26 protein-coding genes are annotated in these 26,719 nt (G+C 45.2%); 2 read left to right on the top strand and 24 right to left on the bottom strand.

Annotated elements, in window-relative coordinates; all coding sequences use genetic code 11:
• Positions 1–11: 11 nt before the first annotated feature.
• The 22 genes from M1K58_RS21235 to M1K58_RS21130 all read right to left on the bottom strand — a co-directional run bounded on the left by M1K58_RS21235 (position 12) and on the right by M1K58_RS21130 (position 17,110).
• Positions 12–1,373, bottom strand: coding sequence for an ethanolamine ammonia-lyase subunit EutB (locus tag M1K58_RS21235; protein WP_256760884.1), 1,362 nt, complete (start codon positions 1,371–1,373; stop codon positions 12–14).
• A 12-nt stretch (positions 1,374–1,385) separates the two neighbouring features.
• Positions 1,386–2,801: an ethanolamine ammonia-lyase reactivating factor EutA gene (locus tag M1K58_RS21230; RefSeq protein WP_256760883.1), complete on the bottom strand. Its 1,416-nt coding sequence runs from the start codon at positions 2,799–2,801 to the stop codon at positions 1,386–1,388.
• A 6-nt stretch (positions 2,802–2,807) separates the two neighbouring features.
• On the bottom strand, positions 2,808–3,260 hold the full coding sequence (locus M1K58_RS21225; protein WP_256760882.1) for a EutP/PduV family microcompartment system protein: 453 nt from the start codon (positions 3,258–3,260) through the stop codon (positions 2,808–2,810).
• Between the two features lies 1 nt (position 3,261).
• Positions 3,262–3,597 carry an ethanolamine utilization microcompartment protein EutS gene (eutS, locus tag M1K58_RS21220; protein WP_256760881.1) on the bottom strand — a complete coding sequence of 112 codons (336 nt, stop codon included), beginning with the start codon at positions 3,595–3,597 and terminating at the stop codon, positions 3,262–3,264.
• Positions 3,598–3,607: 10 nt separating this feature from the next.
• Complete coding sequence (locus M1K58_RS21215) at positions 3,608–3,895, bottom strand: EutN/CcmL family microcompartment protein (protein WP_256761000.1); 288 nt, start codon at positions 3,893–3,895, stop codon at positions 3,608–3,610.
• 5 nt (positions 3,896–3,900) lie between these two features.
• Positions 3,901–4,707 carry a hypothetical protein gene (locus M1K58_RS21210; protein WP_256760880.1) on the bottom strand — a complete coding sequence of 269 codons (807 nt, stop codon included), beginning with the start codon at positions 4,705–4,707 and terminating at the stop codon, positions 3,901–3,903.
• 24 nt (positions 4,708–4,731) lie between these two features.
• The gene (gene pduL, locus M1K58_RS21205) at positions 4,732–5,484 is read right to left on the bottom strand and encodes a phosphate propanoyltransferase (protein ID WP_256760879.1); all 753 of its coding nucleotides are present in this window, start codon (positions 5,482–5,484) and stop codon (positions 4,732–4,734) included.
• 12 nt (positions 5,485–5,496) lie between these two features.
• A complete protein-coding gene (locus tag M1K58_RS21200; protein WP_256760878.1) occupies positions 5,497–5,778 on the bottom strand; it encodes a BMC domain-containing protein in 282 nt (93 codons plus the stop codon).
• Positions 5,779–5,814: 36 nt separating this feature from the next.
• Positions 5,815–7,290: an acetaldehyde dehydrogenase (acetylating) gene (locus tag M1K58_RS21195; protein ID WP_256760877.1), complete on the bottom strand. Its 1,476-nt coding sequence runs from the start codon at positions 7,288–7,290 to the stop codon at positions 5,815–5,817.
• A 5-nt stretch (positions 7,291–7,295) separates the two neighbouring features.
• The gene (locus M1K58_RS21190) at positions 7,296–7,757 is read right to left on the bottom strand and encodes a BMC domain-containing protein (protein WP_256760876.1); all 462 of its coding nucleotides are present in this window, start codon (positions 7,755–7,757) and stop codon (positions 7,296–7,298) included.
• Between the two features lie 15 nt (positions 7,758–7,772).
• The gene (eutL, locus tag M1K58_RS21185) at positions 7,773–8,423 is read right to left on the bottom strand and encodes an ethanolamine utilization microcompartment protein EutL (protein WP_256760999.1); all 651 of its coding nucleotides are present in this window, start codon (positions 8,421–8,423) and stop codon (positions 7,773–7,775) included.
• Between the two features lie 35 nt (positions 8,424–8,458).
• A complete protein-coding gene (locus M1K58_RS21180; RefSeq protein WP_256760875.1) occupies positions 8,459–9,223 on the bottom strand; it encodes an MgtC/SapB family protein in 765 nt (254 codons plus the stop codon).
• A gap of 8 nt (positions 9,224–9,231) precedes the next feature.
• The gene (locus tag M1K58_RS21175; protein WP_256760874.1) at positions 9,232–10,230 is read right to left on the bottom strand and encodes a histidinol-phosphatase HisJ family protein; all 999 of its coding nucleotides are present in this window, start codon (positions 10,228–10,230) and stop codon (positions 9,232–9,234) included.
• An 11-nt stretch (positions 10,231–10,241) separates the two neighbouring features.
• Complete coding sequence (locus M1K58_RS21170) at positions 10,242–11,012, bottom strand: DeoR/GlpR family DNA-binding transcription regulator (protein WP_256760873.1); 771 nt, start codon at positions 11,010–11,012, stop codon at positions 10,242–10,244.
• A gap of 10 nt (positions 11,013–11,022) precedes the next feature.
• Positions 11,023–12,054, bottom strand: a complete 1,032-nt coding sequence (locus M1K58_RS21165) for an ABC transporter ATP-binding protein (RefSeq protein ID WP_256760872.1) — start codon at positions 12,052–12,054, stop codon at positions 11,023–11,025.
• Positions 12,051–12,899, bottom strand: coding sequence for an ABC transporter permease (locus M1K58_RS21160; RefSeq protein WP_256760871.1), 849 nt, complete (start codon positions 12,897–12,899; stop codon positions 12,051–12,053). The genes M1K58_RS21165 and M1K58_RS21160 overlap by 4 nt, the downstream gene beginning before the upstream one ends.
• Complete coding sequence (locus M1K58_RS21155) at positions 12,899–13,750, bottom strand: ABC transporter permease (protein ID WP_256760870.1); 852 nt, start codon at positions 13,748–13,750, stop codon at positions 12,899–12,901. Before M1K58_RS21155 ends, M1K58_RS21160 begins: the two co-directional genes overlap by 1 nt.
• On the bottom strand, positions 13,717–14,844 hold the full coding sequence (locus tag M1K58_RS21150) for an ABC transporter substrate-binding protein (protein ID WP_256760869.1): 1,128 nt from the start codon (positions 14,842–14,844) through the stop codon (positions 13,717–13,719). The genes M1K58_RS21155 and M1K58_RS21150 overlap by 34 nt, the downstream gene beginning before the upstream one ends.
• Before the next feature lie 46 nt (positions 14,845–14,890).
• Positions 14,891–15,712, bottom strand: a complete 822-nt coding sequence (locus tag M1K58_RS21145) for an alkaline phosphatase family protein (protein ID WP_256760868.1) — start codon at positions 15,710–15,712, stop codon at positions 14,891–14,893.
• 328 nt (positions 15,713–16,040) lie between these two features.
• Positions 16,041–16,430, bottom strand: a complete 390-nt coding sequence (locus M1K58_RS21140) for a LytTR family transcriptional regulator DNA-binding domain-containing protein (protein WP_256760867.1) — start codon at positions 16,428–16,430, stop codon at positions 16,041–16,043.
• Between the two features lie 30 nt (positions 16,431–16,460).
• Complete coding sequence (locus M1K58_RS29735; RefSeq protein ID WP_256760866.1) at positions 16,461–16,583, bottom strand: cyclic lactone autoinducer peptide; 123 nt, start codon at positions 16,581–16,583, stop codon at positions 16,461–16,463.
• A complete protein-coding gene (locus M1K58_RS21130; protein ID WP_256760865.1) occupies positions 16,580–17,110 on the bottom strand; it encodes an accessory gene regulator ArgB-like protein in 531 nt (176 codons plus the stop codon). The genes M1K58_RS29735 and M1K58_RS21130 overlap by 4 nt, the downstream gene beginning before the upstream one ends.
• A gap of 1,360 nt (positions 17,111–18,470) precedes the next feature.
• On the opposite strand from M1K58_RS21130, the gene M1K58_RS21125 reads away from it, so the two are divergent.
• Both M1K58_RS21125 and M1K58_RS21120 read left to right on the top strand, forming a co-directional pair.
• Positions 18,471–19,310, top strand: coding sequence for a sensor histidine kinase (locus M1K58_RS21125; protein ID WP_256760864.1), 840 nt, complete (start codon positions 18,471–18,473; stop codon positions 19,308–19,310).
• Between the two features lie 125 nt (positions 19,311–19,435).
• Positions 19,436–20,995, top strand: a complete 1,560-nt coding sequence (locus tag M1K58_RS21120) for a glycosyl hydrolase family 18 protein (protein WP_256760863.1) — start codon at positions 19,436–19,438, stop codon at positions 20,993–20,995.
• 92 nt (positions 20,996–21,087) lie between these two features.
• On the opposite strand, the gene M1K58_RS21115 is transcribed toward M1K58_RS21120, so the two are convergent.
• Positions 21,088–23,988 carry a GxGYxYP domain-containing protein gene (locus tag M1K58_RS21115; protein WP_256760862.1) on the bottom strand — a complete coding sequence of 967 codons (2,901 nt, stop codon included), beginning with the start codon at positions 23,986–23,988 and terminating at the stop codon, positions 21,088–21,090.
• Positions 23,989–24,044: 56 nt separating this feature from the next.
• Positions 24,045–26,708 carry an alpha-mannosidase gene (locus M1K58_RS21110; protein ID WP_256760861.1) on the bottom strand — a complete coding sequence of 888 codons (2,664 nt, stop codon included), beginning with the start codon at positions 26,706–26,708 and terminating at the stop codon, positions 24,045–24,047.
• Positions 26,709–26,719 lie beyond the last annotated feature (11 nt).

Genomic DNA, 26,719 nt, shown 5'->3' with positions numbered 1-26,719 from the left:
ACTCTGTCACGCTACTGAAACAAGGTCGGGTCTCCAGCATCCCCAGTCAGCTTTCCATTCGCCATGATCCCCATTTTTTCCAACCAACCTTCAAATGCCGGTGCGGGCCTACGTCCAAGCGTTTCTCTCAAAGTGGCGATATCGTGGAAGCTGGTCGATTGATAATTCAACATGCAATCATCCGCCATTGGAACCCCTATAATGAAGTTCACACCCGCTGATGTAAGTAATACCGACAGGTTGTCCATATCATTCTGGTCGACCTTCATATGATTCGTATAGCATACATCCACGCCCATCGGGAGCTGGTGAAGCTTCCCCATAAAGTGATCTTCCAAGCCAGCGCGAGTAACCTGTCTGCTATCGTACAAATACTCCGGGCCGATAAAGCCCACAACCGTATTGACGATAAAAGGACGAAACCTTCTCGCTAGACCGTAGCAGCGTGCTTCTAGTGTCACTTGATCAATATCATAATGGGCTCCGCCTGACAATTCCGAGCCTTGACCGGTTTCGAAGTACCAGAGGTTCGGACCTGCGGACATCCCTTCGCTACGGATTAACGCATCCGCTTCGTTTAATAAAGCAAGATCGATGCCGAAGGAATGATTACCCGCTTGTGTTCCCGCAAGGCTCTGGAATACCATATCCGCTTGTCCACCTTGCCTGATCGCACGCATCTGGGTCGAGATATGCGCCAAGACACAATTTTGCGTTGGAATGCTCCACTTGTTCATGACTTCCTTGGTCATATTCATGATCGCTTTAACACTGTCCGTCGTATCAATAACCGGGTTAATGCCAATAACTGCATCACCTATGCCATAACTGAGCGCTTCATACAAGGAGGCTTGAATGCCGGTTACGTCATCCGCCGGATGATTAGGCTGGGCTCTTCCCGCCAGTACGCCTCTTTGTCCAATGGAAATATTGCAGTGTGTAATGACTTCTATTTTCGATGCGGCTTGAATGAGATCAAGATTGCTCATCACCTTGGAGACAGCCGCGATCATTTCACTAGTTAAACCCCTTGAGAGCCATTTTATCTGGTCAGCCCCAGTCGTAGAAGTTAGGAGATATTCCCGCAGCTCTGCAATTGACCAGTTTCGGATTTGCGTATATATTTTTTCATTTATATCTTCTTCAATAACCCGGGATACTTCATCCATCTCGGGTGGGAGAAGGGGATTTTCGCGAATATCGGATAGCTTAGTTTCAGCCAACACCCACTTAGCTGCCATACGTTCTTTGGCATTTTCAGCGGCTATACCTGCCAGTTGATCTCCTGATTTCTCTTCATTGGCTTTAGCCAATACTTCCTTCAAGCTACGAAATTGATAGGTTTTTCCTAATACGGTCGTCGTAAGATTCACACTTCACCTCTCCTAACCGCTTTGAAAAGCTAGCGTCTTAACTACAACCGGAATCATTGTATCCCGGATCGGCTCACCTAAATCCAAATAATCGCCGAAATCCACTTTAAGCTGATCAATACACAATATCGTCATCTCACCAGATGATCGAAGCTGCAACGCCTGTCCAAGCGCTTTGCCCATGTCGTTCTCACACACTACGACTAAAGTGCGACATTGCGGAACAAGCTGACGATAATTCGTCATGATAGACTCTGAGAGTCGACGTATGTTCTCGTAGGTAACGACTTTCATCAAAGGAATAAATAACGCAAAAGGTGGACAAGCATCTAGATCATATACTTGCAGGCCAAACTCTATCGTTTTCTTGATGTCATCGTCTTCTAACCTAATGACAGGTATATTTTTCATCGGAAGTACTCCCGAAGCCAGGTGGATTGTTGCTCCACTAATTTCCGTACTTTGCATCCCCGCTCCGATAACGGTTGCCCTGGCGGTGTGTTCCGGTCTTACAAGACGAAAGGTAAATGGGTGGGCTTCCTCCCGCAAGGTACCAGCGAGAATAGGGCCGATATCGTCATATACGACCATTTCCGCTAAGCTTTTAGGCTGAACGACATCGATCATGCTTCCAACTCCACCAGAAATCATCATCTCATCGATGTGCGGCATTTCGGGAAGAGCCTCATTCACGATTAATAGTCGGCCACTTGATTGTTGATCTCCACTGAGCACCTCTAACATGCTCCGATTTAATTGCTTGGCAATTTCTCGAGTATATTCAAAGGAAAGCATTTGACCGATCTCCAACAGATAACCGTTAGCTAGAAGCCAAGGTCGGATGGCAGCGGAAATGTAAACCACTTCCCCACTAGGTCGCAGCCGAATGAGCTTACCTCCAACGTGAAAGGTTACCGTCGCAATCATGCGGCCCCGTTGAAAGAAGGAGGCATTAGCGGTTCCTCCACCGATATCCACATTGCAGACGACGCCACGACTTTGCAAGGATCGCTGTGACGCACCTGAGCCTTTCCCTGACAGCAGCGACTCTAAATCTGCACCCGCGGTAGCGACGACAAAATCTCCTGCCTTATCGGCTAGCGAGTGTAACACTTGTCTCGCATTTTGCTTCGTTGCCGTTTCACCCGTAATGATGACCGCACCGCTCTTAATATCGGATAGAGTAACCTCTGCCTTCCGATACTCCTCTTGCAGCCAACGGGAGACGTGAACGACATCGATTTCTTGCTCGCTAAGCAAGGGTGTGGAGCATACTTCGCTTACGTAATGGAGCAGGCGTTCGACGATTTCATATCTTGGCAAGCCTAATGAGCTAGATTTGCGGGCAAGCCGAAGGCGACTGACGATCAATTTCATCGTGCTCGTCCCTAAGTCTATGCCAACGCTCGTAATCCATTGTTCATCCATCGGTAATCACCTATTTGTTTTTGGCTGAAGCAAGCCTCCGATTAGCTCCCGAAGCTCGTCTATTCCTGACATCGTCATTGATGACACTTCATAACAATCGCCCTTCGGCATCGCTTGTCGTAAAAATCGCCGTGCCTTGTCCATATCTGCGTCGGGATGGTCGATCTTCGTGATGATTCCCAACGAGGGGACAGGAAACCCTCCAGAGAATCCAGGTGGGAAATAATTACGTTTCCGGGTCGCATCCTGCACGAGCAGCAGCAGCTTCGTGTCGAATGAAGTTGCGATCAAAAACCGGTATTGCAGAGGATTCTCACAATATTCACCCGGCGTATCGATTAGCCAATTCCGAAATACGAGACTTTGAGTTTTGACAGCAGGCTTGTCTTCTTGAAGCAGCGCTTGAATCAAAGAGGATTTACCCGCTCCAACCGGACCGATGACCATTGCGCGTTTCATGTTAGGACCTCGTAATGGACGAAGGGGTGAAGTCCAATTTTTCACTTAGAAAAGTATTCACAGCTCTAACAGCCATCTCAACGGCTGAAACTTCACCGCTAATGACAAGAGAGCCGGTAAAGCGATCCAAATATCCGATCCCTACAACAGCTGCTTTCGTTGCGATATCTGCTGCAATAATCGCCGTTTCCGTAGGTGTAAGCGTCATAATGCCAATGGCCCCAACTTCCTCGATGCCAAGCTTCTCATACAGAATGGGATCTGGATTGGCAATAACGTGAGACAAGGTGACTTGTTTACCTGGTACGTATTCCTGTATTACCCTTTGCTTCTCCATATTTGCCCCCTTAATGCTCTCCAACTTCTAACGAGCTGGCTTCTAGCGAATCGACAATTCCGACGATAATCGCATCGATCGGCACAACCTTTTGTGGGAATAGCATGCGAGCAGGATTACCTCTAGACACGATTACCTTTTCCCCCACTCCAGCTCCGATTCGGTCGACGGCAACAACAGGTATTCCTACCCCATTGTCATCGCAGTCGATGGGCTGAACGATCATCAGCTTCAAATTTTCCATCCCGACTTCCTTCTGTGTCGCCCAAACACTGCCGATCACTTTACCCAGAAGCATATCCATCACCCTTTATCCGAGTATTGAAGGACAATTCCTCTGTCCCGTAATAAGTCCTTGGCCAAAGGGGAAATGATTGTGTTGCGGCCGACTTCAAGAGAGCCGCCAAGCTTAGCTTCGTGAGCAGACACCCAGTCCGCCGTAATTAAAGCCACATCGGGTTTAGGTAACTGTTGCGACTCAACATCCTGGTTAGGCTGGAACGATGCTGCTGTACTCTTCTGCTGGAAATAATGAATAGGCTCTTGTGTTAACTCAAGATCAGATACCAAAGTGATTCCTAGCTCCTGTAGTTCAGCCATGTATTTAAGGAACAGCTTCGTGTACCCTTTCGTTAAATTCAGTACTTTAAGCGTTTGACGATCCGCTCGCTTAACTCCCGGACTAGCTTGGCCAATCCACACCGGCTTGTTCAGCAATAAAGCCGCGAACACGATCTCCGATTTAACCGTCCCTTTCAAACCGGAAGCAATTCTGGAGGCATTGTCCAGATCAATTTCCGGAATGACCACGCCATCATAATCCTTGGGAAGCTCAAGTGGTGCAGGTGCGTACTCATCGACTGCGATCGTCTTTCCAGCACCCGAAGCGGTAGATTCCAATTTATGCATCCCTATCCAAGCCGACGTTATTCCATCCAGGAAGACAAGATCATAATCAATCCCATGATTATCTAACCTAATGAAATGGTCGGAGTACGCCTCATGCGCACGGCTATCACAGAAGATGAACAATAGCTTTGGCGGTTTGGGCTTTGCGGACAAGCTCAGCATTTCCCTGGCAATATCTTGGACAAGCTGTCGAACATCCACGTTATCCCCTCTTTTCCAATTCCTTTATGAAGATTTTCCTACGATAACCGCTTTGTCACCTTGACGAATGAAACCGGCGTTGGCTTCATCCGTGTCAATATGAAAATCAAGCGAATATTGGGGATGAACTCGAATGATGACATCTTTAAAAAGAAGGGGGCGTTGCCCCATCGATTGGACAAGCACCCGATCGCCGTTCGCTACTCGAAAGGCAACAGCATCCTCCTGCGACATATGAATATGAGCCTTAGCCACAATGACTCCTTGCTCGATAACTACGATGCCGTTTGGTCCATACAAAGCAATCCCAGGTGTGTCCGCAATATCACCTGACAGCCGCAATGGAGGATGGATTCCAATTTGAAATCCATCCGTACGGCTGATTTCCACTTGCGTTGCCCCTCTTGCAGGACCGAGTATTCTAACATCCTTGAGCATCCCTTTAGGGCCAACCAGTGATACCGTTTCCTTCGCGGCGAATTGACCCTTCTGCGATAGTTCCTTTAAGGGATTTAACTCGTATCCTGAGCCAAATAACAATTCCACATGCTCAGCGGACAAATGAATGTGACGATTCGACACACCCACAGGAATATCCGCGCTGCTGGAGGATTCAGATGCAATGGCTGACGTTTTCGGGTTCTCGATTCTAATTCCCCGGCTGTGCAGAAAATCCCTAGCCGCTGGCGTTAGCTTATGACTGTTTGTTAGCGGATAGGGATTCGGTATTCCTTTATGAAGTGAAGCTCGCAATTGCGCTTCCGTAATGAAGGCCATCCCAGATTACCCCTAAACTTGCGGCAAAATGCCTTCAATATCAGAATGCGGTCTTGGAATGACGTGAACGGATAACAGCTCGCCCACTTTCTCTGCCGCTGCTGCTCCTGCATCCGTAGCTGCTTTAACAGCGCCAACATCTCCGCGTACCATTACCGTGACGATACCTCCACCTACATGCTCCTTACCAATCAGCTTAACATTTGCTGCTTTAACCATTGCGTCTGCCGCCTCAATTGCTCCTACTAAACCTTTTGTTTCGATCATGCCCAATGCTGTGTGTTCTCCTGCCATTTGAAATTCCTCCTATGGATTAAGTTATGAATTGCTCTACGAAACTTGCATTTCTTCTATGATTTTGCGAACAATCTGCATAACCTCATCACGGCTAATGTCTGAATGGATTTTACTCTCCACCTGCCGGGCGACTTCCTGCTCCTTATCCTCCAATACCATCTCACGGAGACCGAAGGCAACTCTCTTAATATTAATCAGATTCATAGGACCAACATTATCTGAAGTAATGTTATGGCCATACGATCCGCAGCCTAGAGTTAGCGAAGGAAAAATCCCCGACACAGCCCCGATTGCCCCAAAGGTCGTACCTGCATTCACGATAATTCTTGAGGCGGGTTTCTCCAAGCCGAACGCTTCGATCACCTCTAGCTCTTCGCTGTGAATCCCAATGGAATGGCCTAAGCCTCCATTCTCCAACAGCTTCGTGCATATTTGGCAGCCTTCTCGCCAATTGTCGCAAGTGTACAAGGCAAGAATAGGGCAAAGCTTCTCGACAGAAAAAGGAGCCGTCTTCCCAATCTCCGTTTCTTCGGCGATCAATACTTGAGTATCAGAAGGAACGGTGATGCCTGCCATCTCTGAGATAATTTTTGCAGACCTGCCTACGATGTTCGGATTTAATCTTCCGTTCACCATAATGACAGCAGCCACCTTGGCTTTTTCCTCCGGGTTAAGAAAATATCCGCCATTGACGCGAATCTGCTCCATAACCTGAGGCTTGATAGACAAGTCCGTTACTATAGCTTGCTCCGATGCGCAAATGGTACCGTTATCGAATGTCTTGCTTTGAATAATACGACGGACAGCCGCTTTAACATCAGCGCTTTTGTGGATGTACACAGGAACATTTCCAGGTCCAACACCATAGGCGGGCTTGCCAGAGCTATAGGCTGATCTAACCATCGGGGTACCCCCGGTTGCTAGAATCAAATCCGAGAGCTTCGATTTCATCAGCTCTTGGGTCGCTTCCATCGTCGGCTCCGTCATGCAAGCAACGGCATCCTTTGGTCCGCCTGCCCTTTCGATCGCATCCCGCATAATTCGCGCAGTCTCCAGTGTGCAGCCTAACGCGGAAGGATGTGGACTGAATACGATCGCATTCCTTGTCTTCATAGAGATCAGAGATTTGTAAAGTGTCGTTGACGTAGGATTCGTTGAAGGAATGATTCCACAAATGACTCCGAATGGTTGAGCAATTTCCCAAACCTTGTTTACCTCATCTTTGCGAATAATCCCAACGGTCTTCATGTCCTTGATCGCTGTATAGATTTGACGTGCCGCAAATAAATTTTTCGTTTTTTTGTCTTCCGGCTTCCCGAAGCCAGTTTCCTCAACCGCCATGCGGCCAAGTCGTTCTGCTTCACGTTCACCAGCTTCTGCCATCGCTTTGACGATTTCATCAATGCGACTTTGCGATAACGTTTCGAGTACTTTTTGCGCCGCCTTTGCCTTCCGAAGCCATTCTCTAGCTTCTTGAATAGATCTCAGATCCTTATCCTCGATAGACAACCTCTTCACTCCTCCTGTATCGAAGTTCCGATAAGCCAAGCCACTAGCGTACCTTTATCGGCTTTGCTAATTTTGGTGCTCGAGTAACGTGGATTCTGCAGGCTTCGAACTCGCTTCCGCAATTCCGTTACACTAAGCTGGAGTAGGCTAATCTCGTCCCTATCTTCCTCTTTGCTTACGGGTAACCCCTTCTTCCGTCGAATCCATTGTGAGAAATCGAAGCCAGGACTAGGAATAACACTGTAATGTAGCAGCTTGCCCATCGATTTTGCGGTTTCCTTGCCGACACGAACAGCTTCTTGCACGGAGGAAATATCACCGTAAATATACACGGTCATAATTCCTGCATCAGCTTTTTCATAGGAATAGATCCGCACATCTGCTGTCTTAGCTGCCGCATCTGCAGCAGCGATCAATGCCGTGAGGCCTAACGTTTCGATCATTCCAAGTGCTTGACCATTCACCATGTATGTATCCTCCCGTTAGAAATCAACCGGTTTAAGCGCCACACTTTTCACGCCCTGTGCGAACGCCTCTGCTGCAGCTGTGCAATCCGATTGGCTACCTGTCAATAGTGCACCTGCGAAGTTTGTCTCAGATGGAGGCCCAAAAAAACGACAAAGGGTTACATTGGCCGCCTTCAGTGCCTGATCTAAACCAACAATGGCCTCTGCTGGTGGTGCGATTAAATAAGCCAAGGGCTCTCCCGCGGGAATACCCGCTAATTCCGACAGATAAGTTCCGGTTCTCGATATCACATGAGCGTAATAGACGTGGCTGTTGTCAGCATTTAAGGAATAAAAGCAAGCTGAATGCTTCATGACATCTACTGCCGCATCCAGCCCGCTCTTGACCTCCTCCGGATTCTGTCCGCCTAAGATTCCGATAAACTCTCCTGAAAGCGGTCCGGAAGCATGCGCTGAGCCTGCATAAAATGACTTAGCGTAGACAACCTCCACATCCGCCCTCTTCGTTGCCTCGTCCAGAGCGGTATACCCAACATCATCGATCGTGGAGGTTAGAATGCCTAAGCTACGAATATGCGGCTTAACCTGCAATTGGGCTGCCATTAGAGCATCAACATTAGGAATAATGCGAACAGCGAGCGGGGTAGCCCGTACTTCCCGATCCATCATGACATCCACCTGACCCTATATATCTTCGCATCTTACTGAGCGTTTGCTTCCGAAGTGTTCTCTTTATCTTTTCTTTGAGCTTTACCGTCCGAAATCTGATAGATAACTTGGGATACCCCAACGATGACTCTAAGATCATCCAGTAAGTGAGGGATTTTTTTGAATTTTTCAACTTTTATTTTCAATTTGAGATGGAGCAAGGATTCCTCCTCGTCCTTCTGATTGGAATCTGCCGTAATATTAAGGATTGAAGCACCATAATGCTCGATTTTCCCCATAACCGTCTGTAATTGACCTGATGCTTCCTTCATCGTAAGACTGATTTCTATAAGCTTACGCTTACGCGTAAATCGCTTCTCTAGCTTATTCAGTAGAAACAAACTAATAAGAACAAGAAAGGCTGTCAGTAAAGCCCCATAGTAGAATCCAGCACCTATCGCTAATCCAAGTGCGGCAACTACCCATAATGAAGCCGCGGTCGTCAATCCTGAGATTGACATTCCTGTACGAAGAATCGTCCCTGCGCCTAGAAAACCGATACCGCTTATGACTTGTGCAGCTAGCCTTGCTGGATCCATACGTACATTAGCTTCATAAGCAAATTCGCTAAATCCGTAGATGGATAGCAGCATAATTAGAGCAGAACCGAGACAGACGAGAATGTGGGTACGGAATCCCGCCGCATGATCTCCCCACTCTCTCTCAAGACCAATCAAGCCACCAACGATAAGCGCAAAAACAATGCGAAGGGATAATTCTAAATGGCTAATCTCCCATATGCCAGGGGTTATCGTCATAATCCGCCTCAGTCTTCCAATGGAATGCTTATTCGTTTCCCTTTTTCAAAATAAACAATTTCCTTGTAGCCTGTTTGTTTCGCTAGCTCCATTGCCTCATCTAGCAAAGTACCTATATCATCCGGAAAATGAGAATCTGAGCTAAGCGTAATTGGAACACCATGCTCGTAAAGCTTGCTTAGGAAGGTTGGACTTGGACACATTTCCTTGACCGGATAGCGATAAGCGAGACCCGTGTTAATTTCGGAAGCCACATTTGCTTTTTTGAGAGTTGCAGCTACATCGTCATACATCTCGATCAAATCTTGCTCGTCAGGTCGATAGTTGAACACCTTTAAGTTGTCGAGATGAGCAATCATATCGAATAACCCAGAGTTAGCCGCATCTTTCACATGCTCGAAATGGTATTTATACAGATTGACAAGATCCTTACTTTCGTAAATGTCTTTCACTTCCGGATTGTCGAAGCCCCAGCCGTCTAAGAAATGAACACTTCCGATGACGTAATCTAGCTCATATTTGTCCAACAAGGACTTCAGTTCAGCTTCCCCGCCTGGGAAATAATCGGCTTCAACGCCAACAGAAAGGGGAAACCCTTTAGCTTGCATATTACGGGCGGCTTTCAGGAAATCATCAATGGAGCCAATGCGAACTCGATCATACCAGTATCTTTGAAGCTTACCGAGCTTGCTATCATCCATTAATATATACTTCTCATAATAATCACGGAATTCATCAAATCGGTATAAATGATCTACCATACCGAACCGTTTAATGCCTTTTTTCTGTCCCTCTATGAAGTAAGCTTCAAGCCATCTCTCAGAAGAATAGCCTTCTTCCATTCTTACTTTTAATCGATCCAACGTATGTTCCATCCATTGCAGGGTATTCCGTTCACCGCTTGGTTTGGGTTCGCCAGGTACGACTTCTAATGCTCGCGCCGTTCTCTGCAACCAATTGAAGGAGTAAGGCCCTTCCTCCAAGTGAAAATGAAAATCGACTTTCACAACTAATCCTCCTATTCTGCGATGAGTATTGAGATATCGTGATCCTTCATATATTGTTTCCACTCATCGGTACATTGACGATCCGTAATAATCGTGTAAACGTCATCCAACGAGCAAATATTTGCGAATGTAGCTTTGCCGAATTTCGATGAATCGGCTAAGAAAATCGTTTCATCCGCGCGATCCATCATTTTTCGTGAGATCGTCGCTTCAGAAAGCTCGTAATCCGTAATTCCATCCATGAGAGAGACTCCGCCAGCCGATATAAATGCTTTATTTACACGCAGCTGATTGAGCATCAATTCAGATAGTGGACCGGATGTCGTTTGTTGATGCTTATTCACTTCTCCACCAAGGAATATAATTCTTCCGGGAAAAACATCCATAGCCAGAAGCATCGCTGGAGCAGAGTGTGTAACAATTGTGACGTCAGCGTGGTTCGTTAAGTTTCTGATAATAGCCATCGTTGTCGTTCCGTTGCCAAGCATGACAGTATCCCCATTATTGATGAGGGAAGCCGCATATTTACCGATATCCGCTTTCTCAGCCGCATAGAGCAGCGTTTTCTGCTCGAATGGAAGTTCAAGGGAATCGGCTCTAACCTTGACCGCTCCCCCATAAACCTTCTTCAGCTTTCCTTCGCTGTCTAGACGTTCAAGATCGCGGCGAATCGTCTCAGTCGATACATTAAACTCATCAGCAAGGATTAGAACCTCAACCTTGCCCTCTTTGCTCAAGTATTCCAAAATCTTTTTCTTTCTCTTCTCAAACGATAACGACATAGTTTTCACCCTAATCGGATTTTTGAATGTTCTTCCATTCAATTGAAGGAATCACTAATTTAACGCGAGAGCCCGTATTTAAGCGACCGATTCCATGCTCATTCAGCATGTCGACCCTAATATTCAAACCGGCGACATCCACATCAAAGCGCATTACATTTCCTAAGATCGTTGCCATTGTTATCGTTCCATCTGCGGTATATTCACCAATATGTCCTGCTTGCTCAGTAGATACTAACTGAATCGCTTCCGGACGAACGGCAAACATCTCACCTTGACTCGGTACCCCGTTCATCGGGATTCCTTTGAGCTGATCGCGGCTCCATACATTGTAATTACCAATAAACTTAGCCACATACTCCGTTTTAGGCGAAGTATAGATTTCAAGAGGCGTACCTACTTGTTCCACAGTTCCATGGTTCATGACGAATATCCGATCGGATATCGTCAATGCTTCTTCTTGATCATGGGTCACGAAAATCGTCGTCATATTCAGCCTTTTTTGAATGAGCCTAATCTGTGTTCTGAGCGAGCGGCGGATTTTCGCATCTAAGGCACTAAGGGGCTCATCAAGAAGAAGTACTGTAGGCTTCTTGACCAACGCTCTTGCTAGAGCAACCCTTTGCTGCTGTCCTCCAGAAAGTTGGCTCGGATAGCGATTCTCTTTGCCCTTCAAGTCTATGATGTCCAGCATTTCATTGACCATCGGCTCAATCTCTTTCTTACTTAAACCATCCATCTTCAAGCCGAATGCAATGTTATCGAACGCCGTCATATTAGGGAATAGCGCATAAGATTGAAAGACCATCCCTACATTTCTTTTCTTCGGTGGCAAGTTCGTAATATCTTTGCCCCCAACCGTAATGGAGCCTTCCGTAATATCATTGAGTCCAGAAATGGCTCTAAGCAATGTGCTTTTCCCACATCCACTGGGTCCTAACAAGGTAATAAATTCCCCTTCTGATATGGACAGAGACACCTGATCCAGTACTTTGTTTTTATTGTACACTTTCGTAACGTTCTGAATATGGACGAAGCTCATGCCGTTTCCTCCTCCTCGGCGTCAGGCAGCGGTTTAACCTTCGGCTTCCAATTGCCGATTTTTAGCACCAAGGCATATAGTATGAAAATAATGATGAAAAACGTGATAATTGTTCCACTTGCTGCACGACCATCTTGAGCGAGGATACGGAATAGGTAGACTTGAACGACTTCGTAGCTACCGCCAACGAGCATATTCGCAAGTACAAATTCACCAAAAATGATAGAAAAGGACAACAGGCTAGCGACGATTAAACCTGGCATAATGTTTGGTAATATCACCCGAACGAAAGCCTTGAGTTTAGCCGCGCCCAACACCTCAGCCGCCTCCATCAATTCCACTGCATTTATCGCCCGCAATGAATTTCGTGTGCTCTGATAAACAAACGGCATTAAGACGATAAAGTAAACACCCAGCAAAATCCAAATTGTACCCGATATAGCTACAGGTGGAGCGGAATAGAGCTTAATCAGACCAACTGCCGCTACGACACCAGGCAATGCGAAGGGTAATAGAACGATTGTCTGTAACCACTTTTCCAGCTTCGGAAAGTATAATGAAATAATAAATATAGTAGGTACCATAATGACCAAAGAAACAATTACCGTTAAAATCGCGATTAAGAAGGATCTACCAATCGCATACAAGAATCTCGTATCTGAGAACAGAGCCTCATACCATTTGAACGTTAACCCTTGAGGAAGAATCGTATTCTCCCAATTCGTACTCACCGAGAATAGTGCCGTTACTAGCAAAGGAATGAGTAGAAAGGCAAACAGTAGGATAACCACGATATTGTGCCACAATCGACCGCCTGAAATTCTGTTACGCTCTTGTGTTTGCATTAGTACCCCTTCCTTGCTAGCTTCAGCATTTTCTCATTGATTAACATTGCAATCATTAAGATAACGAAGAGAATGATTGCCATCGCACTACCTAGCTCTATTCTAGGGAATACATCACCACTGACTAGACCACCAATCTGGATCGGAAGCAAATTGAAATTCCGGAGCACAAGGGCATAAGCGGTCGCGTATGCGCCCATCGCATTCGCGAATAGTACGCTGAACGTTCCGACAATACCCGGAAGGATGACGGGAACCCCTATGCGAAACCAGAACTGAAAGCTGTTCGCTCCCAGAAGGGAAGAAGCTTCCTTCCATTCCGTCTTGATTGCATACATAGCTGGATAGATAAGCAGAATGGCAAGTGGAATTTGAAAGTAAATGTAAACCATGCCTAATCCCGTCCAAGAATACAAGTCAAAGGTCAGGAATGATAAACCGAGCTTCTTAAAGAGAAGTGTAAACATACCATTTGTCCCATAGAGCACCATAAAAGCAAAAGCCAATGGAATACCTGCAAAATTGGTCATTACATTCGAGATATTCAGCATGCGATCGCGCACCTTGGATGAGAACGTGGTGAAGGAGTATGCTCCAATCACCGCTATCACTATCGCGATAACACTGGATACTAACGATAGCATTACGCTGTTGAGAATAGCTGTCTTGTACAACGGATGCGTTAATGCTTTAGAATACTGGCCAAGGGTAAACCCTTGGCCTCCTTCGTTTTGAAAACTCGATATAAGCATGCCTACAGCGGGTAAGATGAGGAATGCAATAACCCAAACACAGAACGGGACAAGCAGCAGCAGCATTATTTTATGTGAACTTGAACCTCTTCCTGCCATAATGCGCTAATCCCCTTTACTGTATTCTCCCAAACGCTGTAATCGTTAACTGGTTTTACATTCTTGTATTGATCAAGCGGAACGAGCTTCGCTTCAACTTCAGCAGGTAATACTACGCTTGAACGGATAGGACGAGCAAAACCTTTAGCCAGATTGATCTGACCTTCATCGCTAAGAATATAAGTTCTGGCAAGCTTCGCAGCATTCGGATGCGGTGCGTATTTGTTAATAATTGTAGCGTATCCACTAATTACGCTTCCTTCTGCAGGGATGGCTACTTCATACTTGTCAACACCGAGCTCTTGACGGTATCCAAGAGAGTTAAAGTCCCACAATACGGCTACAGCAACTTCACCCTTTTGAAAGTTCGGGATCGTTACATCCACTTTAGAGATCAGGTTATTTTTAGCTAAGCGTGTGAAGTACTCGACACCTGGCTTCAGGTTTCCTTCATCGCCACCGAAAGCAATAGCTGCTGCCAATAGCGCATGTTGCGCTTGTGCTGCACCCGTAACATCGCCTAAAGCAACCTTGTAAGCTCCACCATTGTTCTCGATATCTGCCCAGCTTTTTGGACAAGTGGCCACAAGCTCTTTGTTACAAAGGAATGAGATGGAACCTGTATAACCAACGATCCAGTTTCCGTCCTTGTCTTTTGCCCAATCCGGGATTTCATCCCAGTATTGCGTTTTGAAAGGTTGAGTAACACCTTTCGTCACAGCCAGTGGAGCCAATGCAATTCCAACGTCACCGATATCGGCAGTTGGGTTATTTTTTTCTGCTTCAAATTTATTAATTTCATCAACGCTACCCATATCCGTATCGGAATGGCTCAAGCCATATTTCGTTTTCAGATCTGCCCAAGTATCCTTCCAGTTCGCCCAAGGATCCGGCATACCTACACTAATGACTTTACCTTCTTCTTTAGCTAGTGGAGCTAGTTCTTCAAGTGTTAGAATCTTTTCCGGGGATGCTGATACCTCAGCGTCTTTATTATTGTTCTTCGAACCCCCACATGCGGAAAGGCTAAACACCAATACTAATATGAAGCTCCAAACCAAAATCATTTTTGCCCTGCTGTTCTTGTTAAACATTCTTTGACCTCCTCTTTATTATGGGAAATGTTTATATCCAACCAGATCATTGATCGAAGCCTTTAATAGGAATCGGAGTCATGACTGGTGTAGGATCCACTCCTAACAGCTTGCATACCATCGGGGCTAGCGCCAATTGTGGCACATAATCATCGGTGTAAATCCCAGGCTCGAATGCGGGGCTAATCGCAATTAGGGGTACATCCCTCTCTGCATTGCCCGTTCCTCCATGATGTCCATCTTCATTCATACCGTGGTCTGCAGTAATGATAATATGGTAATCTCCAGCCATCCAAATCGGCAGGAGCAGCGCCAAAATGTTGTCAGCCATTAAAGTACGGCCTCGATACTCAGCAGAGTCGGAAGTGAACTTGTGCCCCGTATCATCAATATTCATAGAGTGTATGTAGAGGAAATCAGGATCGTATGTTCTTCTTAAATATTCCGCATCAAGGAACAAATGAGAGTCTGGATAGCAGTCCTCGAAGTAAAACTTGCCATGCTGGATCGGTTTACTAAGATCATGCTGCTCCCGATCCTCCAAATATTGAAAAGGTGCGCGATTATACAATTCACTCACCCAATGGTAAGCTGCTGCTGCTGTTGTAAGCCCCTTTTCTCTTGCGAGGTGAAACAGGCTTTGATTGTGGGATAACCTTACAATCTGATTACTAGTAATGCCATTCTGCCAGCTGGGAGTTCCGGTTAAGAGTACTTCATAGAGAGGTCTTGATAGACTAGGCAACTCCGACTTTACTTTATACAAAGCAGCCTTCGACTTCTCTACTAAATGGTACACATACCCAAGCTGCGCAATAGCCGTGTCATAACGCAGCCCATCCAATACAACAAAAATAACCTTGGACAAGTTAAAACCCCCTGCATATTTGGTTTCATGTTGTTTCTCTTGTTATTATATTGTATTATAAGCGCTTACAAAACATACCGTCAACAAGAAACCATAAAAATTAAGGTTAAATTTAACAAATTAAGCCTAATATTGATCGCTTCAGTAGTGTTCCATAGATTGGATGCACAAAATACCACTAAATTATAGGAAAAAACAACATGCCTTCTACAGCATCCCTCTCGCTCAGATAACAATGAGGGAACATGTCCATCATTTCCTAATTTCTTAAACAATAAAAAAACCAAACCTCGGCGGCTTGGCTTTTGTTTCCGTATGGCAGTGCAGTTCACTTATTCCAGAACAATGATGGCTTTGGAAATGCTTTGTACTTCGCTTGATCTTCTTTGGCCAGATGTTCCACTTTACTCACGTTCGCTTCCGAAACGGTTGCAAATTTGCTGTCCTTACTCCACGGCTGCTCAAAGTAAACCTTTCGAGCCTTTGGATCAAAAGCCTTAACATGATTTAGATTGACCAAATTCGTCCTATCTAACCGTTCAAAACCAGTATCTTTAAATAAGATCAATAGTTCATCTAGCGTGGTGGGATAGAAATACATGCTGTCCTTCGTATAAAACTCCGGACCATCCGCAGTCGGTTTAATCGCGATTAGATCTTCGATATTCACAGTGCACGGATTCCCATCACGGTCCAATAAGCGGATTTGTTCTGTCATGATCTCATCCCTTCCAGATGTTTATGAATATTATGATCTAAGCTCTTCCGGAACTTCTGGTCTATGGAAAAGCCACACACAGGCAGTGCTTACAAACACGACTGCAAACAACGCTAGTCCTTTTGAGAAAGAAATTAAAATCTTCTTTTTCACTTGTTTTCGCCTCCTTTTTGGCTTGGTATTAAAAATATAGAATAACACAATGAAACCATCAAGAGGGTCGAACTCATCCAGTAGAAGTTACTTCCTACAATAAGAAGTGTTATCAATTTCATAACAGGATAATATTTTTCAGGAATACGCGCATATCCTTTGAAGTTTCTTGGAGCGTATATACTTACTAACACCAGGTTGAATATATTAACAATAATCAACCAAGTTATTGATATTGGGATAAATGGTGAAGCACAAATAACAATAACTGTTAAAACCGTACACACATTTGAATTATGAAGGTGGTATCCTCCTCCAAATACACGAAGTGCCACAAAAAAAAGGAGTCCAATAAATGTCTCAAAAAACACATTTAAGGATAACGAAATTATTGTAATGATAACCACAGTAAAAAGGGAGTGAATAATAATGTAAAGTGAATAGTTCATTACGGCGATGCTTGGTGTGTCTTCAGGTATTTCTTTTTTTAGATAACTGGCTATTCCATTTGAAATTCTACTAATCATGTCCTCCATCCTTTCGAATGGAATAATAAATAAGTAACACAAGTATCACTATTATAATAACAGACACCAAATAAATATAATATGGCAGATTAATAGATGCTAAATAGAAGCCATTAACAAGAATGATAACAAGCAGGGCTAAAAAAAGTGATAAATAGAAAAAACGATTGCCTTTAAAATTACTCTTGTATATTCGGCTACTAGACTCTATGTAACTAAACCCACCATTAGATTTATATACAAATAACGATATTACAACTAACATTATCGCAGTTGACAGTTGCACCACAAACGCATTGTCTGTATACGCTAACACTTCGTCAAATACATCTAATTTTAAATAGATTGACAACAAAAGCCATTGCACAAGAGAAAACACGACGTAAGTTATGACAACCATGATTATTGAATGTAATAATCGAACACGTAAAATTATCGTTAAAAGGAAAACAAATAAAAAAACGTTAACTAATGGAGAAATCTCCTGTAAAGATTCTAATTGCAATGTATTCGAAACCAGAGAAAAGAAAATGGAGGCAAAAAAGAATTTCAACACGTATTCCTTTACTTGAAATCTAAATAATATCATCGAAAAAATAAAAAAAGAACTAAACTCTATGGTCGAAGCGGTAATAAACTTTATAAATAACATAGGTCCCTCCGACAAAAGTCATAACTACTGTATAGTTATATTCTATCAAATAAATAGTCATATTTAATTATTTTTGCTAATATAATAATTTTATTTTTATTTAATACCATCTACTCTGATAGTTTTAGTACTCTATTCGTCTCCTTAGTGGTATAAAAGAAGTATACCCAATTGTAATTACTAGGAGCTATAAGAAGCATGCACGAATTTATTAATTTCATAAAATTAGATATTCTAGTATCTGTTCCTCAATTTTATGTATATTGGTTATTTTGTTTCTCTTTCTTAGATCCACAACCTAGAAAATTAATAAAAAGATTAATTATTGTGGCTATCTTACATTCCGTTTATACCGATGCTTTAATCCTAATCCTCCCAGCCCCTATGCACATGATTAACTCAGTAGCTGCTGGAGCTCTTCTTATGTTTATTTTTTTCAAGGATTTACGAACAAAACAAAAAATACTTCTACTACTTTTCACAATATTATTCGGAATACTTATGGATATTATCCTAACAACTATTGCAATCTATCTAGTCGGTATCCCTTCACAAGGAGATATGATTCGAGATCATCTATACCAAGTTATCGCTATTCTATATCCACAATTAATAGTGACTTACATCTCCTCTTGGTTCATTCGGAATCGCAACTTAAGATCTACTAAAAGAATATTTACAATTATAATGGACATAGAAAGAAGCGCATTGACAAAAGTAACCTCGCTTATTATTTTCCAGTTCATATTGTTGGGCGTACTTCAGTTCATTCAAATTACACCCGACAAAAACAACCATCTGCTTAATACCATTCTAATATATGCACTTATCTTCGTCAGTCTCCTAGCCCTAGTCTCCATCATCCGTCTTCTCATACGTACTCGAGAGCAGGCGGCCCGCATGACGCAGGAAGTGTACATCGACGATATTAACGATATGTTCACTTCCATTCGGGGACAGAGGCATGATTTTCTCAATCATGTTCAGGTTATTCATACGATGGTTCAAATGGGAAAGACGGAACAGTTGAAATGTTATGTAGGTGATTTGGTTAAAGAAACCCGAGATGTAAGCGAGATCGTTCATCATTCCTCACCTGCATTAGCAGCATTCGTGCAAGCAAAGCTGACCATTGCGATCGGTAGAGGCATTTCTTTTACCTATGAATTACCCGACAGCTGGAAAGGCGACGAGACGACCATTAAAATCATCGACATCATTAAGATTATGGGCAACCTCGTGGACAATGCCTTCGATGAATCCAAGACGCTTCCTCCAGAGGAAAGGAAAACGCATGCCGCTATCACAATAATGGATGACAACACGATCGTCCTTCAAGTATCCAATAAAGGGCGTTCGCTTGACGATAAAGACAAAGAACGCATCTTCCTTCCCGGTTATACAACCAAAGGGGAGGGACATTCAGGTCTCGGACTCGCTATTATTCAAGAGCGAGTTAAGCACTATCATGGCAATCTAAGCCTACATTCGGATGAAAAAAGTGGCATCACCGAATTCCGTATCACCATTCCTCAAACCATTTCATAATATCCCCTCTAAACCCAAATTGTTTAACTTTACTTGAATCTATCACTCCCGGACAATAAGAATAATACCTTATTCTAATAGACAGCTTCCTTCAAGGTAAGTCTATTCCCGGGAGAGTTTGATCAATGAAAAGCTATACAACCCGTCTCAGCATTATTATACTAGTCCTCCTTATTAGCTTTATTGCGTTCCCCATGCCATCCGGAAGTGCGAGTAGTGACGTCAAGGTTACATACAACAATAATAGAATTGTTTTCAACTTGCAGCCCATTGTGAAGAACGGTGTCACGTATGTAGAAACGCGTCCATTTCTGAAAGCTGTAGGGTTACAGGTTGATTGGATTAACAAAACCAAATTCAAGCTTTCCAAGACCGGTCTTGTGATCAATATGGAAGTCAACAGCAAGACGGCTTATTTGAACAATAAAAAGGTCACTATAGCTGCCGCACCTAGCTTGAACGGTTCTACTCTGTTTCTTCCACTACGTTCTGTTGTTTCGTTACTAGAATTAGATTTGAAATGGGACGCGAATACGAATACAACTGCAATCACCAGTAAAGCCAATACGAATCCCAACCCAGAAACTCCAACTGTACCAAGTGATTCCTATCGTGTTGTTGCCTACTATACCTCATGGGGAACCTACCAGAACTTTCAGGTGTCCCAGATTGCTGCCTCTAGCATCACCCATATTAACTACGCTTTTGCCAACATCAAGGATGGGAAAGTTGTTAATGGGGATTCATGGGCAGACAGCATTAACTTCAAGCAATTAAAGGCACTTAAGACAGCAAACCCCTCGCTCAAGACGTTAATTAGTGTAGGGGGATGGACGTGGTCTGGACAATTCTCTGATGTAGCCTTGTCCAATAGTTCCCGTAAGAAATTTGCCGATAGCGCTGTGCAATTTATGCGTGATAACGGATTTGACGGTATTGACCTTGATTGGGAGTATCCCGTATCCGGTGGACTGGCCTCAAATAAAACTCGGCCCGAAGACAAGACGAACTTCACTTTGCTCCTACAGTCTATCCGGAATCAATTGGATGCCGCAGAGTTTGTAGATGGTAAATCCTACTTACTAACCATTGCCGCTGGTGCTTTTCCAAGTTATTTGAACAACACACAGATGGACAAGGTAGCCTCAATCGTCGATTGGATTAATCTGATGACCTATGACTTTCATGGAGACTGGGAGAAGAAAGGCAACTTTATTGCACCGCTGTACGCCGATCCTAAAAATCCAAGCAGCGCTAGTTCCAACATTAATTCCTCCGTTCACACTTTCCTGAATGCTAATGTACCCGCAAATAAGCTTGTATTAGGGATTCCGCTGTCAGGGCGAAGCTGGACGAATTGTGGCTCAACCAATCAAGGATTATATCAATCCTGCTCCGGCGTCGCTCCGGGAGTTATCGTAGACGGAGTTCACGAATACGGCAATTTAGAACAACTAGGCTGGATCAACGGAAATGGTTTCGTCCGCTACTGGAACGACAGTGCCAAAGCTGCCTGGTTGTATAAGAAATCAACTGGGACTTTCATCTCTTACGAAGACCCAGAATCGATTGCCTACAAAGCAGCATACATCAAGTCCAAGGGTCTAGGTGGGGCAATGTTATGGGAGCTAAGCCAAGATTTCAATCGTACGCTTCTAACTAAGCTATCATACTCATTACAATGAGAAAATCATGAGTCCCGTAGACTCAATCAACCTGCTCCCTTTCGAAAAAAGACTCGTGCCTGTTAACCGGCACGAGTCTTTTGACTATTGAGTTAATTTTGAATGGAACCGATTCTCAGCCAATCTACGTCGACCGACTTGCCTGAGCCGTTGACGGCCACTTGAATGTCGAACGATTTTACCCCGGTCGTCCACCCCGTCGCGGCTTGAATGTCAAAATTAAAGGTCCCTGTCGATGTACTGCCGCCGTTCGGAAGTCGCCAAGTTGTCGTTCCGTCAAAGATGTTGACCGTCCAATTGGCACCAGAGTCGATTCGCGGAACGCTTATGGAAATATACTTATGTTTCGCCACGTCCACCTTGACCGGCTGGTACATGAGCCCGAACGTGTTCGCGCCACTGCTCAGCGTCGCTTTACCGTTCGCCACAGTGAGTGACGCGCCAGATGGACCGACACCCCAAAGTCTGCTCTTATAAACAAAATCATCTTGGAAGTTGATGCCGCTCTTGAACGCACCTACGAATTCATCCAGCTTCACAACTTTGTAATCAGTCGTGCCTAGGTTATCGGCCACTTGCTTAATCGCCGTCGGTAAATGCTCGTCAAAGGTCGAGTTGCCGAACTTGTAAGTGTTCAGGAACACTTTGAGAAAAAACGGCTTCTTATGCTTATTCGCTTCCGTTCGGATCATATCCGTCAAGCCTTGAACGGTTAATGGCGAACCATCGGCATTCTTAGTCGGATATTGCAAATGGAATACGGGAGTAACGAATGGCGCACCATTCCCCAGCGTCCGTACCTGTGCGAAGGAGTTCCCGTCCACGGAGTCTACTGCGCCTGGCATCGTGCCCTCGAATATCGCCGACAGATTCGTTCCGGTCGTAAAGCTCTCCGCAACACCGAGATTCCAATGGGTATCCCACTTATCAGCAACGGCGATATTAGCTTGATCCAGCGCTGTTTTGGAGAAGTTGGTGAATTTCGTCAGGTTCGCGCCTGACATTTCGGTCAAGAAAGTATAACCTACCGGAATAGCTGAATAGAAATAATCGTTGGCAGTAGCTGAATTGCGATAATACTCCGCCATTGCCGGGAATCGGGTTTGAAACATCGGATTCCATTGCCAGTTGATGGGTACCGTGCCGCGCCCCGGATCCATCCACTGCCCGGTGACGAAATCCGTTGCCGACGCGAACGTGTCGCCTTCAGCCGTCATAAACGCGACATAATATTTATCCGAATCGATCGGCGACGTACCAATCGTGCGGGATTGATTAAATGATACCGGTCCTGCGGGAACAGTCGAATGGAAGCTACCGTTGCTACCCGGAGACAGAACGGCGTAATGCCCATTCTGTGCAATCGCCGTAATAAATTTCTCTTCACCGGACGGTGCGCCGCTAGGATCGTTCTCGAAGGCTCCTTGCCAGCCCCCGTAAATGGCGGCGGGAGCGGACAAATGATTGAGTATGTTATTAAACAATGTCATCTTATCGACTTCAGACATCGTTGGAGGTAGCCTGAAGCTAAATGCCCCCGATTGTACGGCAATATCAAGCGAACTTGCTTGGTATTGCCCCGTATTCGAAGCGTATTCCTCGTCCCCGACATGATAAGCGGATTTCTTATCGGTCAAAGGCAACAGGTTGGCGATTGCCCAATTGTATGCCGTCGTATCGTTCGTCCAGTTGTGCGTCCGCAAATCCTTGCTTACCGCGAATGAGTTGATGAAGTTTCCTTCCTCGAATGGATGGCGCCCGACACGAACCCAGTCAAGAGTAACGGAGCTATTCACACCTCCGTTGGCGACGATCTGAAGCTCGAACGTCTGACCCCCTCGCCGTCCTTGCGTATTCGCACCGATCTGGAACAGGAACTCGCCGGTTAGTGAACTCGGATACAACGGGTAATCGATATTCTGGGCAACGTCCCTTAGTACGACATGCCAATTGCCAGTTGCGGCTGTCGCTTTAACATCAATATATGAATATTCGTCAGCATTGAACGTTAATGAACGGCGCATAAGGGCATATCCGGAACTCGGACCCGTCGACAAGGTTGCGTTCTCGCCATTGGTTGTTAGAGAATGTCCGCCATTCGGACTGCCTACGGTCCATCCGTTAAGGGTATAAAAATTATCGGCAAAACCGTATTTACCGATATGCATCCAATCAAGAGATACGGATTTGCCCGCACCGCCCTGCACCCCGATTTGCAATTGAAACGTAACGTTCCCGCTGAAGCCTGTCTTTTGTCGCAAATCAATCGTGCTTACCCCAACTTCAGTGCTCGATGCAGGGATCCTCGTCGTCACACCGTTCTGGTTCACGGCTATGAACCAGTTAGCCCCCGAACCGGTAAGCCCGTTGACCTTGAGCTGCAAATACGGGTAGCTGTCGACGTCAACGGTAACCGTTCGATAGATCAGAGCATATTTGCCTGAAGCTGCGCTGGAAATGTTGAGCAGGTCGCCATTGCTTGATGCGGATCCCCCCGGATCGCCTCCGACGCTCCACCCGCCGAACGTCGTGAAGTTATCCTGAAGTGCGGTGTCGACCATATCCGCGCTGACGGGTAGCGCGTTATGAATGCCAGAATAAGTTTCCGCAATCCATCGCGCGGCATCTGTGCGGAAATCGTAAATCGCCAACCCCGGAATGTTCGACTGATACTTTTTCAGAACATCATCCAATGAGTTCAAGCGATTAAACGAATACCCTTTCGTATTCGTATAATAATCCATCCACTTGGTAGCAGTTTGCTGGTAATTCCAAAGATTCGTGTCTATAAAGAGTCGATTAGCCGAGGTCGACGTTTTGTTAACAATTCCTTGCAAGCTCCTGGCGATAATTGACTGGTTATAACCAAGATTAGTCGTATCGTAAACATTAGCTCCGATAGAAGCATGAGCGATAGATGATGGAGCGACAATAGGGGCTGTCAGCGTTACGGCCAGAATCAATGACAGAAACAAGTTCCATTTGATTTTCATTTTGAAACCTCCTGGGGATGGATAAATCGATAACGATTGACATTAAAACTTAAGCCCTAACACACATACCCGATCGTTAAAATCTGTGCTGGAATAAGGGATACATGAACGTTTTTACCCGAATGTTGTAAAAGACCTTCAACCTCTTCGTTCAGATTGAGGCAGAATACATGTTTTGGCGATTCGTAGAATTGAACATTGCCCTCAATGTGCTGATCCGTGCAATTGTAAAGCCTGATGATTTTCATACCCTCCTTCCCCGATTTATAGGCGCTTAGAATCGCACCAGGAACATTGATCGAGAGAAAGCTCTGTTGTCGGGATAATGCCCCTTCATGAGAATCCGTACAAACCGCCTTTATTCCCGCCCTCCAGCCGTCGCCTTCAGCCACGATATCTCCGACGTTCGTAAGGCCGTCTCGGAAGTCCAAAGCATATTCAAAAGACATTTCGCGGAACATGTAGCTCATCTCCCCCTCGTCCCTTCCGACTTCATTACGGAATGATCGGAATAACGTCAAGGCAATCGTTCGGCTCCGATCTTCCGTTACTTCCACTTCATAGAGACCTTTGTTGTACAGGGCAAGACCGTTATCTCCTTCTTTCAACCAAACTAGCCCTTGATTCGGAGAAACGCCTGTCTCGGCCTCCACGTACTCGCTCCAATCTATCTTCCCGACATCTCTATCTTGCAAATAGAATGGAGTTGAAGTATAGAAACGATCGGTTGACAAGTCAGTCGGAAATAGAACCCTTACGCGATGTTCAGCGGCACGATTGTCTATTACGGTCTTGAAATCTAGCATCGTACTATCCTTGTTCATTCCGACGTAAGTCGTGATTTCTATCGGTACCGTAACGTCGGCTCTTTCCAAACCGTTTTCTTTCATCCGGACAGGGACATTTATCACATGGATGATTTTCCATTGAACGGCAAGCGGACCCTCGTATTCGACGGATACCGAGGCTTTACCGCCTAGGCTAAGAAGTCTGGAGTCGCGAACGGGTTTGCGATAGTTCCATCCGTCCCCCACATCCGCGTTATCTTCGAAAATCAGCAAATCCCGATACTCTTTTCCTGTCTGCAGATTTACAACGCGTAACGTTCCGTTCTCCTGAATGGATACCTGGATTTTCCCGTTGTCCCATGTCTTGTGGTCTATTTGCATACTGCCCAAGTAGCGAATCGGGGCATGGTACTCAAGGAAAGTATAATCGCCTTGGCCAGGCGGAACGTTCCTGTATTCCTCAAAACCGTATAAGGAATATCCGATCGCCGGAATCCGGGCTTTGAAGATTACCGTATAAATATCTATTTTGACGAAATCGATTAACATCCGAATTTGCGCGACTTTGCGGGTCACGTTCCTTTGGACGCGGATCAATTGGTAAGGGACTACGTGCCCTTGATCGTCCATGATTTTGAACATGCCTTGGGAGCCTTCTGGCAATTCGATATTCACCTGCACTCCCGCGTCATAAGCGTTCTGGGATGCATTAAAAAGGACGATCGCACGGCTTGTTCCCGTTTGTCGGGTATCCATCGCGGACACGAGATTTTGCAAATACTGCTCCAGCAATTCGTTGCCGATATCGTCGACCTGTTGGAATCGGTATTCGTTGTCCTGATGTACGCGGGTGATCGAGCAGCCGCATATGGAATCGTGAGGATGATTCTGAAGCAAGTATTTCCATGCCTCTGTCATAAATCCATCTGAATGATGTGGCTTGATGAAGCTTGCAGCCACCCCGAACGGCTCGGTCCATCGAGTTAATAGCGTCTCGCATGCCTGATTCATTTGTTTCAGATGAACCATGGAAGAAAGTACATTTTTTAATACCTGATTATTAACCCCACGATTGGCGACATTGTAAAGCTCGCCCTTAATCGTATCCAATTTCGGGTTAGCATGTAGCTGCGCCGCAAGGTAATCCTCCAATCGACTGTGTTCGACTTCCACATTATCGAACCTTTCCCGAAACAAAGAGATCAGTTCCGGTAACCGGGGTTCTATCTCGCAATGGTCGACCCCATCCATCATTAGCAGTTGATCGGATACGGCCAGTGGCCTACTAAATTCCAGCAGTTGCTGCATTCGGCTTACCAGTTCATCCGAATCGTAATCGCTCCCTTCGAAAGGACGGCGGATAGCGAAATAAAAATTGCTATAGCTCCGTTCCCGGTCTAGCTTGATCGCGTATACCCGGCTGCCATCTGCGCCTTCCCATTCGAATAAATCCTTCTCATAGTCTCCGATCCCCCGATAGAGAGTAGCCGAAGAAATGCCGAATTGTTGTAAAATTTGCGGAAACTGGCTGTTGTGGCCGAAGATATCGGTGACATATCCATTTTTCATCGGCTCTACGCCATAATCGGCCGACATCGCAAATCCACGTTGGAAGTTCCTAACCAACGATTCGCCGGAAACGAGGAATTCGTCCGGCATCACGTACCAAGGCCCGATCAAGATTCTTCCTTCTCGGATCAGCTTCCGCAGCCTTTCTTCGTTGTCCGGACGAATTTGCAAATAATCTTCGATGATAATCGTTTGACCGTCCAGGTGAAAGTATTTATAGTCCGCGTTATTCTCCATCACCTCGATCAGCTCGTCCATCATATAAACAAGCCTTTTGCGAAACCCTTGGAATGTTTGGTACCACTCCCGGTCCCAGTGCGTATGTGAGATGACATGCAATTTCCAGCGCTTCTGATCGTTCAACCTTCATTCCC

This window comes from Cohnella sp. WQ 127256 (genome assembly GCF_024519285.1).
Taxonomy (GTDB): Bacteria; Bacillota; Bacilli; order Paenibacillales; family Paenibacillaceae; genus Cohnella.
Note: the sequence above shows the minus strand (reverse complement) of the source record. Positions and strands in the feature narration are given on the sequence as shown.